Source organism: Anoxybacillus sp. UARK-01, from assembly GCF_002075365.1.
In the GTDB taxonomy this organism is placed as follows: domain Bacteria; phylum Bacillota; class Bacilli; order Bacillales; family Anoxybacillaceae; genus Anoxybacteroides; species Anoxybacteroides rupiense.
Genome location: NZ_NASY01000048.1, coordinates 52041 through 69492, shown reverse-complemented (window position 1 = coordinate 69492; position 17452 = coordinate 52041). Strand labels below are relative to the sequence as shown.

Here is a 17452-nt window from a genome sequence, read left to right as displayed (position 1 = left end):
TTAATTATTGCGGAGACATCGCAGGACTTCTCGCATATATTTATGAAAGAAGCCGTTTGTGAAATTGTTTATTAGACAGCCGCGAAGAGGGAAAAGGAATAGGCACTGCTTTATTGACGACATTGGAAATGTTTGCTCAAAAACAAGGCTGTCGCCGTATGGAACTGATCACAACTTGCGGTTTTATCCAAACAGAGGAGATCCGATTATTCAAGTATTTCCCAATGCTGTAGAAAAGGCAAGGAGCTTAAAACCAAGCAGCCCATTGAATAGATAGGATGATATTCCCATTCGCGATGAGCTTTTGCTTGCCAAACTATGATAAATGCAAGATTGGCAATCCTCATTTTTAAGCATCACGATCTCCCGCGAATCCTATGCTTAGATACAACTAAAAGATGGGACATATACTCAAAAACCGAATTCCCTATTCTCGATAGTTGGAGACAAATCCGTGACTTGTCTCGGTTACGCTCCAGCGCGACCCAAAATCGAACAACCAGACGCTCCCAGACACATTGATTTGTCTATAAGCCATGTTGTCTAATCCATTGATCGCAAAAAACAGGCAAATTTCATATTGATGTAAATGTTCACATGTATAATAGTTGCTTTTTCATTTTGTTTGAGGTAAATTATTCCACAAGGGAACGACCCAACTTTTTATGCTGAACGTTTAAATGCTCTAAAAACAAAGAATACTTGCTGCTTAATGGCCATCTGCTTCATTGTTTTAAAGAATATTCACAACTTTATGCTAGTTGACATGAGCGTTTTCCTGTATAATATAGTAGTTAGACATTTATATATAAATCTCAGCAATTGGTCATAAATGCAATTCGTGCTCCATATATTAAAAATCTAGAATGAGAGAATAAGAGAAAATAGAGGTGAATAAAAAGATGAAGGGGATCAGTAGTAGTGTTATACGATGGTTCCAGCGCATATCCGACTCACACCTCCGCTTTTTTGCATTAGCGGTTTTATTGTTTTGGATGAAAACATATACTGCCTATCGAATGGAATTCAATCTAGGCATCAGCAACTCTATGCAACAGTGGTTGCTGTTTATAAATCCCGTCAGTTCGGCGCTTTTCTTCTTAGGTCTGTCTTTGCTGGCTAAAGGAAAGCGTTCATATATTTGGCTGATTTTGATTGATTTTGTTTTGTCGTTTATTTTATATGCTAACATTGTATACTATCGCTTTTTCAGCGACTTTATCACATTTCCGACTCTAACGCAGACGAACAATTTCAGCAGCTTAGGCGGAAGTGTATTAGAGCTGTTAAAATGGTACGATTTTATTTATTTCTTAGATACCATCATTATCGCTGCTGTTATTATTAAACAGCGCACAAAATTACAGCCTATTTTCTTAGAGCGCTATAAAAAAAACTTGCTGTTTGCTACCGCCATTTTTACGTTTGTTACCAACTTGGCGCTAGCGGAAATTGACCGTCCGCAGCTGCTAACAAGAACGTTTGACCGTAACTATATTGTCAAATATTTGGGTATGTATAACTATGTGATTTATGATGCGATTCAAAGCATGAAGTCATCGACACAACGCGCATTTGCGAATAAGAGCGATGTCACGACCGTACTGAACCATGTGCAAGCGACTTATGCAAAGCCTAATCCTGAATATTTTGGTAAAGCAAAAGGAATGAACGTCATCTATATTCATTTAGAGTCATTCCAAAACTTCCTGATTAACTACAAATTAAATGGACAGGAAGTTACGCCGTTTTTAAATTCGTTAACACGCGACCCTAACACCATGTATTTTGATAACTTTTTCCATCAGACTGGACAAGGGAAAACGTCTGATGCTGAATTTATGCTAGAGAATTCCTTATTTGGCTTGCCACAAGGATCGGTATTTACAACAAAAGGACAAAATACGTACCAAGCAGCGCCTGCGATTTTAAGCCAGCTTGGCTATACATCTGCGGTATTCCACGGCAACTATAAAACATTTTGGAACCGCAACGAAATTTATAAATCGTTCGGATTTAGCCATTTCTTTGATGCAAGCTACTATGATATGAATGACGAAGACGTGTTAAACTATGGTTTAAAAGACAAGCCGTTCTTTAGAGAGTCCATACCGTTGTTGCAAACATTAAAAGAACCGTTCTATGTTAAATTTATTACGTTGTCCAACCACTTCCCTTATTTGATTAATGATAAGGAAGCAACGATTCAGCCTGCGACAACAGGTGATGGTTCAGTAGACCGTTATTTCCAAACGGCTCGATATTTAGATGAAGCGATCAAAGAGTTCTTCGATTATTTGAAGCAGTCTGGTTTGTATGATCGCTCGGTCATCATCTTGTATGGAGACCATTACGGCATTTCTGAAAATCACAATGAAGCCATGTCGCAAGTGATTGGTAAAGAAATTACTCCTTTTGAACATGCACAATTGCAACGAGTACCGTTATTTATCCGTGTTCCGGGAGTAAAAGGCGGCGTGATGCACCAATATGGCGGACAAATCGATTTATTGCCAACAGTGCTTCATTTATTAGGAATTGACACGAAAAATTATATTCAATTCGGTACGGATCTATTGTCGCCAGATCATCAACAAATTGTGCCATTCCGTAATGGTGATTTCGTCACTCCGACCGTTACAGCAATCAATGGAAAATATTATGAAACGCCAACAGGCGAACCGATTGAGAAAAATAAAGAGATCGAACGTGACGAACAAATTGTACGAACAAAATTAAGCCTTTCTGATAAAGTCGTCTATGAAGATCTATTGCGCTTTTATACACCGAAAGGATTTAAGCCAGTCGATCGAACAAAATACGACTACAATAATTACGAAGACAAAAAAGAAGAAAAAATAGAGCAAAAATAAAAAGGGAGCTGTGTAAAGCTCCCTTTTTCCATGATGTTTTATCGAAACAATGAACACGGCCTTGCTGAAGAGCCCCGTTTTTTCACGATCGATAAATAAACTGTAGGAGGACGGCCATATAGCCTTGAATCAGCGCTTTCAGCATGAATTTTTTCATGAACGCGGCGAACAGCTGCCATTTTCACAAGCTGCGCCGTCATTTGGCGCGATCTCTTTTCGAGATGAAGACTGCTGCTCCCCCCATGCTTTTTGCAAAACTTGCACAAATATCTCTGTCGGCTGAGCTCCTGAAATCGCATACTGGCGATTCACAACAAAAAAAGGAACGGCTCTTACACCGAAGCGTTGCGCTTCTGCCTCATCACTTCTTACCTCTTCGGCATGCTGTTCTGTTTTAAGCATCTGCTTTACTTCTTCCCCCTTCAAGCCAATGGCTTCAGCAAGCTCTGCTAGCACATGATGATCACTGATCTCTCGCGAATCAGTAAAGTAGGCATAAAACAGCTTTTCAGCCATTTCGCTCATCTTCCCCTGCTTTTTCGCATATTGAGCGAGGCGATGAGCATCGAATGTGTTCAATGGCTTCATTTTCTCAAAACGAAACACTAAACCAACAGATTCTGCCTGCTTGGCCACATTGTCAGTCATTCGTTTTGCTTCTTCGGTGGAAATGCCATACTTCTCAGCCAGATGCTCCACAATCGTCATATCATCTTGTGTTTTTGCATTCGGATCTAGCTCAAAGCTGCGAAAAATAACTTCAATTTGGTCTTTATACGAAAGTTGCTCAAGTGCTTGCTCTAATCTCCGTTTTCCAATATAGCAAAACGGACAGACAAAATCTGACCATACTTCAATTTTCATTGGATCTCCTCCACGTTCAATCTGTATTGTCTATTGTAGCGAATCATCCAAAATCTGTTCAACTCCTTTGTTTGTCATCAGATGCTGGCCAAGCACAAAAAGAAGAGAGTGGACCAAGCCGACTCCCTTCTTCTTTGTTTTTTGACTATTGCTTTTTCATTCCGGTATAAATCAGCACCGCATCTCGAAGAAACTCGGCTGCTCCAGCGTGTTTGCGGTTATAATAAGCAGCAAACCGTTCATCATCCACATACATTTGCGTAACTCCCACATGAGCTTCTTTCGTATAGCTTTCCCAAAAATGACTGAGCCATTGCCGATGCAGATCAGCGGCTTTTTGCGCTAAATCGCTTGCTGGATCTCCCGTCAAAAAAGCCTCATTCAACGTATCAAGCACTTCCTGTTCCAGCTTCTTCACCTCGGCATACTGTTCCTCTGTCATGTTCAGCACCTTCTGATTGGCACGGTCAATCGTTTGATCTCCATATTTTTCTCTAATTTCTTTTCCGTATTTTTGCTCATTTTCGTCGATCAATTTTTGCTTAAACGCCGCAAATTTTTCTTGATCACTCATGATTCTTCTCCCTTCCTTCGCATCTAATGTTTTCTCTACATTGGCAATTAATAAATCTAATTGCCTGCGTTTTGCCAGAAGCTGTGTACGGTGTTCTTTCAGTGCCTCCACTTCATCGAAGCTGGGAGAATAAATCATCTGCTTAATCGTCTCTAAGTCCACTTCAAGCTCGCGATAAAATAAAATCTGCTGGAGCATATCAACTTCCTTTTGCCCATAGATGCGGTAGCCAGATGAGCTGATTCTAGCGGGCTTGAGAAGCCCAATTTCATCATAATACCGCAATGTTCGTCCCGTCACTCCGGCCAGCTTCGCCAGCTGATGCACCGTATATTCCACACTTTCACCTCCTGACATCTTCACTATAATCCTTTACGTAGCGTAAATGTAAATAGGCGATTGATAAAAATTTTTTCCATCCTAAAAAATGATGTCATAAACACCCACACAGTTGAAGGTATTTTCGTAACGAAGTCGTAAACAATGCCGCTTTCACGCATCGAAGCCGTGCTATTCAGCACCAGACCACGCCAAACCATCTAATTCCTATCCAATCAACTCCATTACAAGCACCACTGAATATTAAAAATTCTAAATTCCTGAAATGATTTTATTTATTTTTTCCAAATAAAATGGTCAAATCCATCGTGATCTCATTCACTTCCATCCGCAACGCTTGCTGCTGCTTTTCAGCTGCAATCCCCCAAGATAAAGGGGTCATTTGAATGACCGCATCCATCCATTCTTGAGCGATGGCTGCTTTATATGTGACACGTTCGATAGCTGTTATTCGAAAGTCGTCTTGAAATCGTTGAATCGTGCGATCATTTGTATAGGCTTTTCTAGCTGTCTGTCCATAAAAATATTCTCTTATCTCTTGTAAATGCTGCTTGCCGGGAACCACCTTTATCATCGTTCCACCATTCATCAACACTCTCTGAAATTCTGCATAATTAGCCGGCGATAAAATATTCATAATAAAATGAAATTGTCGATCCCTAAATGGACAGTTAGCAATATCCGCAACGCACCAAATCAAATTCGGGTATTCTCTTGCGGCTATATAAACCCCTTCTTTAGCAAGATCGATTCCAACGCCGAGCAAGCGACTGGCCGTTTTTCTCTCTACATATTTCTTGAGATGAAATAAATGAGAGCCTTCTCCGCAGCCTGCATCCAATAGCTTAATCACTTGATCTGTATCAACTAACTCATGAATCATGTAGTCGCTAATCACCTGGTTCATCGGCGCGAAAAGGCCGGCTTGGCATAAGAGATGCCTTGCTTCAAACATTTGCTTTTCATATTTCACTTTAGGAGAGTGAGTAAATAAATTGACATATCCTACCTTTGATAAATCAAATGTATGACGATTTATGCATTCCAAGCTTTTCACATGCTGAAGCTCCATAGCTGCAGAGCAGACCGGACAACGAAAGATCGCAGAAGACGCAGCCATCAGCTGAGCTGCTAACCTTTTTTTATTTGACATCTCAATTCCTCCATCGTTTTTCCTTCACATAGTGTTCTCCAGTGATCGCCATCATTAAAAATAACCATTATCATTCCAGCATGATGCAAAATAAAAGAGACTGTCTTATCAAGACCTGACCCATCTGTGCATTTTGCTGCATAGAAAAAATGCTTTCTATCCAGAGGATGGAAGTATGGATCTAGCCTTTCAATATAAGACAGTCTCTTCCAAAATAAAAGGAAAGCGATGAAGCACGATTCAACGATGGGGGCCATGTGAAATGAGCTTTCACTGTGTGTAAGCCCCCTTTTCGCTCGACAATCGATGTTCACATCAAATTTCCCCCTCACATTTCAGTGGCGGAATCTGAAGAGGATGTTGATCTTTTTGCTGTTTGGCTGCTTGATAACTGCCATAAAAAAGCCATCGGTATTTAGATTGCTTGCATCGATCTAACAATAAAAAGGGGGCACTTGTCTCCCCCTTTTTTATGATTGCATGATTGAGCAGCATCCATCGGCGTCTTAGCCAATGGAACACCATATAACATCTATATGGATCTCGTTTTCCCGCAAATAGGCAGACCAATCCCATTCCCTGCACATAGGCAGAGTCTTTGAACGATATTCAATTAATGGTTCAAAGAACTGGAAATCGAAGTCTCATAAATGCTGCCAACGGAAAAAACTCCTTTTCTTACAAATCTTTATTTATTACTGTAATACAAAAGCCCCCATTCATCAAGTCATATGTGATACCTTCCAGCTACATTTCCAAAGCGCCATCTTAGGCTTGCAGCTAAAAACGTTTATTTCATCATTTGTTTTATCAATTCTCGGTTACGCTCTTTAAAGATTTCGTTATGGGATGATACCATGCCAAATTTATCAGCCTTAGGTTCGATAAATTGTTTCGCGCTATTGACTGCATTGGCGGCATCTTGAAAGGCTCCCGCAATCAAATGCAATTTCCCATCGTATTTTAAAATATCCCCCGCCGCATAAAGCCCTGGTACAGAAGATTCACTATTGGCATTGCCCGCGATGTAGTAATGATCCAGCATTTGAATATTCAGTTCACTTTTTTCCAACAAGGAGGAATCGCGCTCATAGCCATGGTTCACAATGACTTCATCAATTGCCAAATAGATGACCTCTCCTGTTTCTTGGTTGGTTAGCTCGACTCGTTCAATCCGTTCATGATCCTCACTGGCAATCAATTTCGTAATCGAGGTATGAAAATAACAAGTGGCCGAGCTGTTCAGAAGCTGCGTCACCTGCGATTCATGGCCTTTTAGCATCTCCCCCCGATACGTCAAATACACTTTTTTAGCAATCGGCACTAATTCGTTCGCCCAGTCAATAGCCGCATTGCCTCCTCCTGAAATAATGACCGTTTTATTTTTGAAGCGCTTTAACGACTTCACTGTATAGTGCAGATTAGCTACTTCAAACTTTTCTGCGCCCTCGATCTCCAATTTTTGCGGCTTTAATATCCCGCTCCCCACTGCGACAATGACCGTTTTCGAAAAATGCTGACGCCCAGAAGCGGCCTGCAATATAAACGTGCCATCTTCCATTCGTTTCATCGCTTCAATCTTTTCATTGAGAACCACGGTAGGATTAAAGGTTAATCCTTGCTTGACAAGCTGTTCAATTAATTGCTCCCCTGTGATCGGTGCATGTCCTCCCACATCCCAAATCATTTTCTCCGGGTAGACATGGAGCTTGCCTCCCAATTGTGGCTGATACTCAATCAGCTTTGTTTTCATTTCTCGCAATCCGCTATAAAATGCAGCATACAAACCCGCCGGTCCGCCGCCAATAATCGTCACATCATATAATTCATCATGATTCATCTATATTCCACCTCTCCCAGAACTCAAACACTGATTATCATTCTCAATTAAATATACATCCTTTTGACCTATTTTACAACAAATAGTGATTGACAATTGAAAAAAAATAGCTTTAAATTATATATTGAATTGATAATGATTATCGTTTTTATCCTTTTGCGGATATGTATAAAGGGGGGTAGGAGCATGGTTCGCTTATATACAAATGAATTAAGTATTGGCTACAATGAGCGCTTAATTGTTAAAAATTTAAGCATACAAATTCCCGATCAAAAAATCACAACCATTATTGGACCAAATGGATGCGGAAAATCCACACTATTAAAAGCGCTGACTCGTATTATCGCACCACAAGCTGGAACCGTGATATTAGACGGCAAGCAAATCACAAGCGAAAACACGAAGATTCTCGCAAGAAAAATGGCCATTCTTCCGCAAACTCCGGAAAGTCCGGGGGGCCTGACGGTCGGGGAATTGGTTTCTTATGGCCGCTTTCCATATCAAAAAGGTTTCGGGCGCTTGACCAAAAAAGATTACGAAGTCATTGACTGGGCGCTTGAAGTGACCGGAACAAAAGATTTCAAATTCCGATCTGTTGACGCTTTGTCTGGGGGACAGCGCCAACGCGTGTGGATTGCCATGGCGCTTGCACAGGAAACCGATATCATTTTCCTTGATGAGCCGACTACTTATCTCGATATGGCACATCAATTGGAAGTTTTAGAGCTTCTGCAAAAATTAAACGAAGAACAAAAACGAACGATTGTCATGGTTCTTCATGATTTAAATCAAGCAGCTCGTTTCGCAGATTATATTATTGCTCTTAAGGACGGGGAAATTGTCAAGGCGGGAAGCTGCGAAGAAGTCATTACGCATGACGTGCTCAAGCAGGTCTTTCATATTGATGCCGAAATCGGGCAGGATCCTCGCACGCAGAAACCAATGTGTCTCACATATAGTCTACTTAAGGAGGAATACATCCAATGAAAAAAATCTTAATCCCGATCATGCTCCTATTTTTGCTTATTATGAGCGCTTGCAGTGGCAAGACAACCGAAACGAAAAACAGTTCGGCTTCCAAAGAAAAAGAAGCGGAAACGATTACGTACCAATCTGAAAATGGTCCAATCGAAGTTCCTGCACATCCAAAGCGCGTAGTAGTGCTCTCTTCTTTTGCGGGCCATGTCATGGCTTTAGGAGTAAATTTAGTTGGTGTTGACTCATGGTCTAAAATGAATCCTCGCTTCCAAGACAAACTAAAAGACGTAGCGGAAGTATCGGATGAAGACATCGAGAAAATCATAGAATTAAAGCCAGATCTGATTATTGGGTTATCCAATATTAAAAATATTGATAAACTAAGCAAAATCGCTCCTACTGTCACATATACATACGGAAAAGTAGATTACCTCACACAATTTTTGGAAATTGGAAAGCTTTTAAATAAAGAAAAAGAAGCTAAAGCTTGGATCGACGACTTTAAGAAACGCGCACAAAAAGCCGGAGAAGAAATTCGGGCTAAAATTGGCGAAAATGCTACTGTTTCTGTCATCGAAAATTTTGACAAACAAATTTATGTATTTGGTAATAATTGGGGAAGAGGAACTGAGATACTGTATCAAGAAATGAAACTAAAAATGCCGAAAAAAGTAGAAGAAACAGCGTTAAAGCCAGGCTACTATGCATTATCGCTAGAGGCATTACCTCAATTTGCTGGAGACTATCTAATTATTAGCAAAAACCCAGATACTGATAACTCATTCCAAGAAACAGAAACCTATAAAAACATTCCAGCAGTCAAAAACAATCATGTATTTGAAGCAGATGCTAGAGAATTTTACTTTAACGATCCACTTACATTGGATTATCAGCTCGATTTCTTTATTAAGCATTTTTTAGGCAAATAAAAAGAGCGTTATCCGTTTCTATATCATGAGCACTCCATTAGTATATGGTAAAGCACAGACGAGGAATTCTTAAAGCAAGAATTCCTCGTCCTTTATGTACATACACACGAAAAGAGGGAACTACATGAAGGCGAACTTAAATCGTTCGATTCCATTTATATACAAGCTTATAATCGCCTTATTTGTATTGATCGCTATGTTTTCAGCTGCCATGGTCTTCGGGGCGGCAGATACTACGCTAAAAGAGGTGTGGCTCGCTCTCACCACTGATATCAAAGGAGAGCCCTTTTCGATTATTCGCGAGCTTCGCTTTCCCCGCGAGGTGGCGGCCATGTTCGTAGGAGCTGCCTTATCCACCTCTGGAGCGATTATGCAAGGAATGACGCGAAATCCCTTAGCCGATCCGGGGTTGCTTGGACTTACTGCTGGCGCCAATGCCGCATTGGCGATCACCATTGCTTTTATGCCTTCGGCTAATTATTTTAGTATGATGGTGGCCTGCTTTATCGGTGCTGCCGCCGGAGGATTCCTCGTATTCGGCATTGGCACTATCAAAAAAGGCGGTTTTTCCCCACTGCGCATTGTTTTAGCCGGTTCCGCTGTTTCTACTTTTCTATATGCGGTCGCAGAAGGAATTGGGATTTATTTTAAAATATCAAAAGATGTATCGATGTGGACCGCCGGCGGTGTGATTGGAACAACATGGGGGCAGCTTCAAGTGATCGCTCCGTTTATTTTGCTTGGTATCCTTGTTTCGCTTTTACTCTCAAAGCAGCTTACGATTTTGAGTTTAAATGAAGAAGTAGCCGTTGGATTAGGACAAAAAATTACGCAAATTAAAGCGACTTTGTACATCGTTGTTATTTTGCTGGCTGGCGCCTCAGTCGCCCTTGTCGGCAATATGACTTTTATTGGCTTAATGGTTCCTCATATCGTTCGGGCGATCGTCGGCACGGATTATCGTTACATTATCCCCACGTCCTCTATTGTTGGAGCGACGCTTATACTTTTAGCTGATACGCTTGGGCGCACGGTCAATGCACCATATGAAACGCCAGTGGCAGCCATTGTAGCGATGATGGGATTGCCTTTCTTCCTGTTCATCGTGCATAAAGGAGGAAAAACATTCTCATGATTCAATCGGCTTTAATCAAAAAACAGCGCATTATTATATGTATTTTACTCGCACTCATTATCTTGACAATCGTGGTTGGAATGGGAATGGGCTATGCTTCTCTCTCTTATGATCGGCTTATTCCGACTTTGTTTGGCCAAGGAACGTTTAAAGAAAAATTTATCTTATTTTCGATCCGTCTCCCTCGCATCATCATTACCTTATTAGCGGGGATGGCGTTGGCACTATCTGGGGCGATTTTACAAGGAGTAACACGAAACGATTTAGCGGATCCCGGCATTTTAGGAATTAATTCCGGCGCCGGCGTTGCTGTAGCCATTTTCTTTCTCTTTTTTCCTGTCAGTGCTGATTCTTTTGTGTATTTGATTCCGCTCCTTGCTTTTATAGGCGCTTTGTTTACAGCGGTTCTCATTTATGGGTTGTCATATAAAAAGGAGGCAGGTCTCCAACCAGTAAAACTCGTGCTCATTGGTGTCGGATGTTCAATGGCGCTTTCTGGAGTGATGATTGTCTTAATCTCATCCGCTGAACGGGCAAAAGTCGATTTTATCGCTAAATGGCTTGCCGGGAATATTTGGGGCGATGATTGGCCCTTTATTTTGGCCTTGCTTCCTTGGTTAATCACGCTCATTCCTTTTACTTTATATAAAGCTAATCGCTTGAATTTGCTTGGGTTAAGTGAACCGGTAGCCGTTGGCGTCGGCATGTCGGTTGAAAAAGAACGAATTTCTTTGCTTCTCGCAGCCGTAGCCTTGGCCGCCTCCACCGTTTCAGTGACGGGCGGAATCTCTTTCATCGGGCTGATGGCACCGCATATGGCAAAAGCGTTAGTAGGACCGAGAAACCAACTATTTATTCCTATCGCGCTGCTCCTTGGCGGATGGTTTTTATTAATCGCTGATTTGATCGGCCGAAATATCTTTGATCCCAATAGCATTCCAGCCGGGATTATGGTCTCTTTAATTGGCGCACCTTATTTTATTTACTTGCTATTAAAGAAATAAATGAATCCCCCAATTAAAGAAAATGATATAAAAATGAACAGCGATAATGGATAAAGCTTACCTTCGAATGTTTGCATTCTTTATGAATGGACGGGATCTGGCATTCATGGGGTGAAGGTTAGAACCATACCATTTACCTGATGATGCCAATAATAACACCTTGATATCCCCCGCTCCTAACTTAAGAATAAGAGAATGGCCCTCATAGAAAAGCAGCTTGTATCCGATTGAGATTCAAATAATAATAAGGGCTCAGATCTTCCGATCCGAGCCCTTTTTGTCTGCCATCTCTAATGGCACTGATATTTTTATTGCCTAACATGTGAAGATGAACATTTGATGCAACCTAAGGACGAAACGATTCGTTATATGCTGTTTCTCGATACAAACCGTAGAGCTCGGCTGATGAGGGCTGGCAATACCGAAACATGCCCTTCTCCGGCAAATTCCTGAAACTCCACATATACCCCCAAATCAGCTAAAGCGGAAAGGCGTTCCGCCAGTTCTTCAGCATGAGCGTTAATTCGGCTTTTGTGGCTTCTTTCCAACTCTCCAGCCGCCAGAAGTACGTCAACGTTGAGCGCTTCTTGTTTGATGCGAGCAACAAAGCGTTGTTCCGCTTCAAGCAATAGCTGTTTGCTCCAATGAATCGAAGGGCTTCCAGCAATATACGTTCTGAAAGCAGTCGGCTTCGTAAAAAGCACCTGCAGAGCAAAGAGGCCACCGAGAGAATGGCCAAAAATGGCCTGCCTCGTCCGATCAATTGGCCATTCTCGCTCTATTTCAGGCTTCAGTTCCGTTTCAATAAATTCCAAAAAAGCCGCTGCTCCTCCCATTTCCGGCCATGCGGTTCCATCTGGACGAGCAGGTAATTCGCTTTCCGGAACAGACATGGTAAAATCGTAAAAACGGGCAGGAGAAAATGGCTTTTCTGTTGGATAACCAATACCAACAATCACCGCAGGAACAACTCCTGTGCGATCAGGACGTCCTGCCTGCACGCGCATCGCTTCCACCATCGTGCCAAATACCGAATTGGCATCAAGTACATAAATCACCGGAAATCCCGAAGGAGGCGGATCCGCATAAGGTTGAGCGACAAAAATCCGATATTCACGATTCCCATAGTGAGAATACATCACACGCTGCTTCGTTCGCGGAATTGTGAACTCACTAACGCCTGCCGTATGAACAGCTGAAGAAAACAACTCACTTTTTTTAGCATCCAACCCTACTCCCTCCTTTCTTGCTCATCGAATCATCAGCCGCCTTCTACTGCTCCCCTTCTGTATTTGAATATAACCACTTCACTGCGCTTGGAAATCGTTTAATAAAAAAAGGGCGAGCATGAGGAGCCCCCTCCTCTATGACAAATTTGAGTCTCTTGTTGCTTAGCTGTTGATTCATTAATATCGCATAGGCTGCTTTTGTTCTTGAAACCATTTCTCGTTGAACATTTTGTTTTTCAATGCCCTCTATGCTTCCTACGTCCATATAAATCTTTAAATCGGAGGCAACTATATGTGACTCCATGAAATGAAGAAAACCTTCATACCAAAATGAACCTGAAAGACAGCCGATTTTGCCAAATACATGCGGATATAAATAAGCCGCATACATCGAGATGAGACCGCCAAGAGAAGCTCCGACCAGGCCTGTTTGCCGCTGACATCCATCTGTTTGATAGGAAGCATCTATATATGGTTTAAGGTCTTCGGCAAGAAAGGCGAGGTAATGTGAGCCCTTTCCGCCAAAATCGGCAAACCGTTCAGATAGCGCCTTCGCATGCCACGGTGTATATTCATCCAATCGGTTCTTTGTCTCAATCCCCACAAATAAAAGCTCCGGAAGCTCCCCGTGGGCAAACATAAGCTCAAGCTGGACTAGAGCATCACTTTGAAAGGGATCAAATAAATATCCTCCATCTTGAACATAGACAACTGGATATCGGCTAACGCCTTTTGCATAGGAGGGAGGAAGATAAATCAACAGCTTTCTCCCTCTCCAACTCTCCGTCGTCAATGTTCCCCTAATATGACTTTCCTTTAACATACGACGAACCTCGGCTTTATGCTTGATTAAAAATAGTGGTCAATTGCGCAGCTGGAATACGCGGCCGAGCGGGTGGAATCTTTGCAGGATAGCCGATATGGAGATTGCCAACGGCTTTCTCTCCGGGCTGAATTCCCATCGCTTTCCGAAAAATAGGATCATGTAGCCATCCATATGTCTCCCACACCATGCCGATCCCCTTTTCCCATGCGAGCAGACTAAAATTATGGATCACACAACTCGTTGCTGCATAATCTTCTTCTCTAACCACCAAATTAGGGTCCTCCCTCATCAACACCGTTAAAATCATGGGAATAGACATGATTTTATCGTAAAATTTTTGGCCGATTTCCTTTCTTTTCAATGGGTCCGCTTCTTTGTTTTCTTTCATTGTCCGCACGGCATCAGCAATTTTTCTACGGCCTTCTCCATATGTTAAAATAAACCGCCAAGGCTGAGTCAGACGGTGATTAGGAGCCCAAACAGCTGTATCAAGCAGCTCCATTACAAGCTCAGGTGATACAGGACGATCTTCAAATATATGAACGGAACGGCGATCTCGCAGCAATTGGCTCAGCTCCATAAGCAACCCTCCATTTTTCAGTTTTCAAGATGTCCCCTGTTCTCTTACACTTTCGTTTTAAATAGCAAGTACACGAAGTAAGGAATGCCAATGATGGCGATAACAATTCCGACAGACAGTTCGACAGGTGCAAAAACCGTTTTAGCAATAAAGTCTGAAACCACTACTAGCAACATGCCAATCGTTCCGCTAATAGGGATGACGCGCTGATGATAAATCCCGACGAGACGCTTGGCGATATGGGGAGCAATCAAACCAACAAAACCGATGTTTCCAGACACAGACACGCACGCACTGACAATACCAATACTCGTCAGTAGCAATATATTTTTTTCCTTTTCAGTAGAAACCCCTAAGCTTTTTGCACTATCTTCCCCCAATTGGAACAAATCGAGAATATAAGCTTTGCTTATAATAATCGGCACCAGCAGAATGATCCACGGCAACATGGCAACAATATATTGCCAATTGGCGTTCCAAATGCTTCCCGCCAGCCATACCGTCGCCATTTCAAAATCCTGTGGATTCATCTTTAACGATAAATATAAGGATAGAGCCCCAAAGCCAGACCCCGCGGCAATTCCCACAAGAATGAGGCGCTGCGTATCTAAATGGCCATTCTGTCGAGCAAATAGATAAATCAGCAGGGCGGCACCCAATCCGCCAACCCATCCAAACAGCGGCATCGCTAAAATCGATAACCAATCGCTTTCCACTGTCATGCGCCCTCCAAAGAAAAGCATAAAAATGACGATCATGGCTCCAGCTCCAGCATTAATGCCCAAAATTCCTGGATCAGCCAAACCATTCCGGCTAATTCCTTGGATGGTCGCTCCGGCAATTCCCAAGCCAAAACCGACCAACGCAGCAATGACAATACGCGGCAGACGGAAATCCAAAATCACCAAATCATGCTCCGGGACCGGATCAATTCGCAGTAGTGTTTTTAAGACATCTTGAACGGTTATATCAAATATTCCATTTGTTAGACTAATATAAATGGCCAACAATATAATGACAATATTACTAAATAACACTAACCAATAGCGCTTGGCTGAATGATTAAGCATCCTTTCCTCCCCCTCTCGTATAAATTAAATAGAGGAAGAAAGGCACACCAATCAAAGCTGTAACGACCCCGATCGGTGTTTCAAACGGATAATTTAAAAATCGGCTTAAAATATCGGAAAGCGCCAAAAAGATCGCCCCAAGAGCACCGGCACAAGGAATAATTCGGCGATAATCAACCCCCACTAAAAACCTCGTCATATGAGGAATAATCAAACCAACGAAACCGATATTGCCAGCCAAAGCAACAGAAATACCTGTCAAGATAACCACGCTGGCGATCGCCAAGGCCTTGATCACCATCGTTTTCTGACCTAAGCTGACCGATATTTCCTCTCCCAACGACAAAATAGTAATCGATTTAGAGATTATGATGGCAATAGCAAGGCCAACAATGGCAAAGGGCACTGCCAATTTAATTAAATGAGGGTCCATTTGATGCAGCCGGGCATTGTACCAAAAGCTCACATCCTGTGAAACTTGAAAATAAGAAGAGAGAGCGGCTGATATGCTGCTCAAAAATGTTCCGATAATCGTTCCAATAATCGCCATTCGAACAGGCGACATTCCATTGGGCAGGACGGAGGCCATCCAGAACACGAAGCCTACGGCAACAGCTGAACCAACCAACGAGTACATGATCATCTCAAGCGAAGAGGCGCCCGGCTGAATAATCATGCAAAGTGTAATCGCAAAAACCGAACCATCTGAAACCCCCATAATGGAGGGAGACGCTAAATAGTTCCTTGTCATCCCTTGCATAATCGCTCCTGAAATCGCAAGGAATGCACCAATCAAAAGAGCACCGATCACTCTTGGCAGTCTGGAATGCCTGACAATTTGATGATTCACATTATTCGGGTCAAAATCAACTATCGCTTTCCAAACAGTCCACGCATCTATATTTTTGGCCCCATACAAAATAGATGCGATGATGATAAACACCATCGCAACCGGTGAAAGCCATAAAATCAGGGCTGACGGAGAAATTCTTAATTGCATATTGACGCTACCTGCCTTGTATTATTCGTTGCCGAGCTTCTCCACAGCTGCTTTCAAGAAATTGATTTTGCTCCACGCTGTGCCGCCTTGTGCAAGCGGGTCGACAACGTTGACGAACACTTTATCATTTTTCACAGCATTGATGCTTTTCCAAATTGGATTGTTTTGCAGCTCTTCAAGTGCTTTAGGATTGTTTTTATTTTCATCTTCTGAGAATTGCACAAAAATATAGTCCGGATTCATTTCGCTAAATTTCTCTAAAGAAATCATTTCCTGAGCTTTCGCATTTTGAATTTCTTGAGGTACGGTCAGTCCTAAATCCGTATATAGCGAAGGATTGAAAAATACATCTGGCGGATAGATCATAATATTTCCGCTGCGAATGCGAACCGCCACGACCTTTTTATCTTTTAGCTTGTCTCCCAGCTTCGCTTTCGCTTCTTCTAAGTCTTTTTTATATTGGTTTAATACTTCATCAGCTTTGTCTCGTGTTCCAGTAACTTCTGCCAACACACGCAAATTCGCTTCCCAATCTGTTGAGATGTGAGAAACCGGGATCGTTGTTGTTATTTTTTCCAGTTTTTGTGCAACATCTGGCGGGAATTTTGTCGTCGAGAAAATAACGTCTGGTTTTAATTTTAAGATTTCCTCAATATTAGGCTGCACTTTCTCACCGATAGAGACAGTAGAGCCTGTAATGTCCTTAAACATTTCTGGGAACTTGCCGCCAACCGTAATGCCCCCAAGCGGCTTTACTCCTAACACAAGCGCATCTTCCATGGTTTCCATGCTTCCAGTGATAACGATTTTATCCGTTTTGACTGGAACTGTGTAATCTTTTCCAAGATAATGAATCGTATGCTTTTCATTTGGATCTGCTTGTGTTTCTTGTTTTTTATTCGAGCTATCCCCCGATTTTTCAGGCGCTGATGATTCTTTCGCGCCGCAAGCGCTTAATATTAAAATAAGTAGAGCTATCAGACCTAGATAAAGATAGTTTCTCTTCATGTCTCTCTTAAGTCCTCCCCTCATCCTCTAGGTGATAATGATTATCATTT

16 protein-coding genes are annotated in these 17452 nt (G+C 42.1%); 6 read left to right on the top strand and 10 right to left on the bottom strand.

What is annotated here, in order from left to right; translation table 11 throughout:
• Window positions 1–113 precede the first annotated feature (113 nt).
• The gene (locus B6A27_RS19165) at window positions 114–233 is read left to right on the top strand and encodes a hypothetical protein (RefSeq protein WP_236631853.1); all 120 of its coding nucleotides are present in this window, start codon (window positions 114–116) and stop codon (window positions 231–233) included.
• Window positions 234–902: 669 nt separating this feature from the next.
• Entirely contained in the window at window positions 903–2873 is a 1971-nt protein-coding gene (ltaS, locus tag B6A27_RS15050; RefSeq protein ID WP_080862516.1) for a lipoteichoic acid synthase, read from the top strand.
• A 153-nt stretch (window positions 2874–3026) separates the two neighbouring features.
• On the opposite strand, the gene B6A27_RS15045 is transcribed toward ltaS, so the two are convergent.
• The 4 genes from B6A27_RS15045 to B6A27_RS15020 all read right to left on the bottom strand — a co-directional run bounded on the left by B6A27_RS15045 (window position 3027) and on the right by B6A27_RS15020 (window position 7643).
• The gene (locus tag B6A27_RS15045; RefSeq protein WP_066148980.1) at window positions 3027–3737 is read right to left on the bottom strand and encodes a DsbA family oxidoreductase; all 711 of its coding nucleotides are present in this window, start codon (window positions 3735–3737) and stop codon (window positions 3027–3029) included.
• A gap of 145 nt (window positions 3738–3882) precedes the next feature.
• Window positions 3883–4650: a MerR family transcriptional regulator gene (locus B6A27_RS15040; protein WP_236546381.1), complete on the bottom strand. Its 768-nt coding sequence runs from the start codon at window positions 4648–4650 to the stop codon at window positions 3883–3885.
• A 271-nt stretch (window positions 4651–4921) separates the two neighbouring features.
• Window positions 4922–5803, bottom strand: coding sequence for a putative RNA methyltransferase (locus B6A27_RS15035; RefSeq protein WP_236631852.1), 882 nt, complete (start codon window positions 5801–5803; stop codon window positions 4922–4924).
• A gap of 790 nt (window positions 5804–6593) precedes the next feature.
• Window positions 6594–7643, bottom strand: a complete 1050-nt coding sequence (locus tag B6A27_RS15020; RefSeq protein WP_044742578.1) for an NAD(P)/FAD-dependent oxidoreductase — start codon at window positions 7641–7643, stop codon at window positions 6594–6596.
• Window positions 7644–7829: 186 nt separating this feature from the next.
• Between B6A27_RS15020 and B6A27_RS15015 the strand changes: the two genes are divergently transcribed.
• The 4 genes from B6A27_RS15015 (at window position 7830) to B6A27_RS15000 (ending at window position 11689) form a co-directional block, all read left to right on the top strand.
• Complete coding sequence (locus B6A27_RS15015; RefSeq protein WP_080862512.1) at window positions 7830–8630, top strand: ABC transporter ATP-binding protein; 801 nt, start codon at window positions 7830–7832, stop codon at window positions 8628–8630.
• Window positions 8627–9550 (top strand): iron-hydroxamate ABC transporter substrate-binding protein, encoded by a 924-nt coding sequence (locus B6A27_RS15010; RefSeq protein WP_044742580.1) that lies wholly within the window; start codon window positions 8627–8629, stop codon window positions 9548–9550. The genes B6A27_RS15015 and B6A27_RS15010 overlap by 4 nt, the downstream gene beginning before the upstream one ends.
• A 124-nt stretch (window positions 9551–9674) precedes the next feature.
• Window positions 9675–10685, top strand: coding sequence for a FecCD family ABC transporter permease (locus B6A27_RS15005; protein WP_080862511.1), 1011 nt, complete (start codon window positions 9675–9677; stop codon window positions 10683–10685).
• On the top strand, window positions 10682–11689 hold the full coding sequence (locus B6A27_RS15000) for a FecCD family ABC transporter permease (protein WP_080862510.1): 1008 nt from the start codon (window positions 10682–10684) through the stop codon (window positions 11687–11689). Before B6A27_RS15005 ends, B6A27_RS15000 begins: the two co-directional genes overlap by 4 nt.
• Window positions 11690–12054: 365 nt before the next feature.
• Here B6A27_RS15000 and B6A27_RS14995 read toward each other — a convergent pair whose 3' ends face one another.
• From B6A27_RS14995 to B6A27_RS14970, 6 genes are read right to left on the bottom strand one after another with little or no spacing between them, the layout of a single operon-like run.
• A complete protein-coding gene (locus B6A27_RS14995; protein WP_066148975.1) occupies window positions 12055–12918 on the bottom strand; it encodes an alpha/beta hydrolase in 864 nt (287 codons plus the stop codon).
• Between the two features lie 43 nt (window positions 12919–12961).
• Complete coding sequence (locus B6A27_RS14990; RefSeq protein WP_080862528.1) at window positions 12962–13723, bottom strand: alpha/beta hydrolase; 762 nt, start codon at window positions 13721–13723, stop codon at window positions 12962–12964.
• A gap of 34 nt (window positions 13724–13757) precedes the next feature.
• Complete coding sequence (locus B6A27_RS14985) at window positions 13758–14324, bottom strand: nitroreductase family protein (protein WP_080862509.1); 567 nt, start codon at window positions 14322–14324, stop codon at window positions 13758–13760.
• Window positions 14325–14368: 44 nt separating this feature from the next.
• Window positions 14369–15394, bottom strand: coding sequence for a FecCD family ABC transporter permease (locus B6A27_RS14980; protein WP_044742585.1), 1026 nt, complete (start codon window positions 15392–15394; stop codon window positions 14369–14371).
• Window positions 15387–16394: a FecCD family ABC transporter permease gene (locus B6A27_RS14975; protein ID WP_044742586.1), complete on the bottom strand. Its 1008-nt coding sequence runs from the start codon at window positions 16392–16394 to the stop codon at window positions 15387–15389. The genes B6A27_RS14980 and B6A27_RS14975 overlap by 8 nt, the downstream gene beginning before the upstream one ends.
• 21 nt (window positions 16395–16415) lie before the next feature.
• Window positions 16416–17402: an ABC transporter substrate-binding protein gene (locus B6A27_RS14970; protein WP_080862508.1), complete on the bottom strand. Its 987-nt coding sequence runs from the start codon at window positions 17400–17402 to the stop codon at window positions 16416–16418.
• Window positions 17403–17452 lie beyond the last annotated feature (50 nt).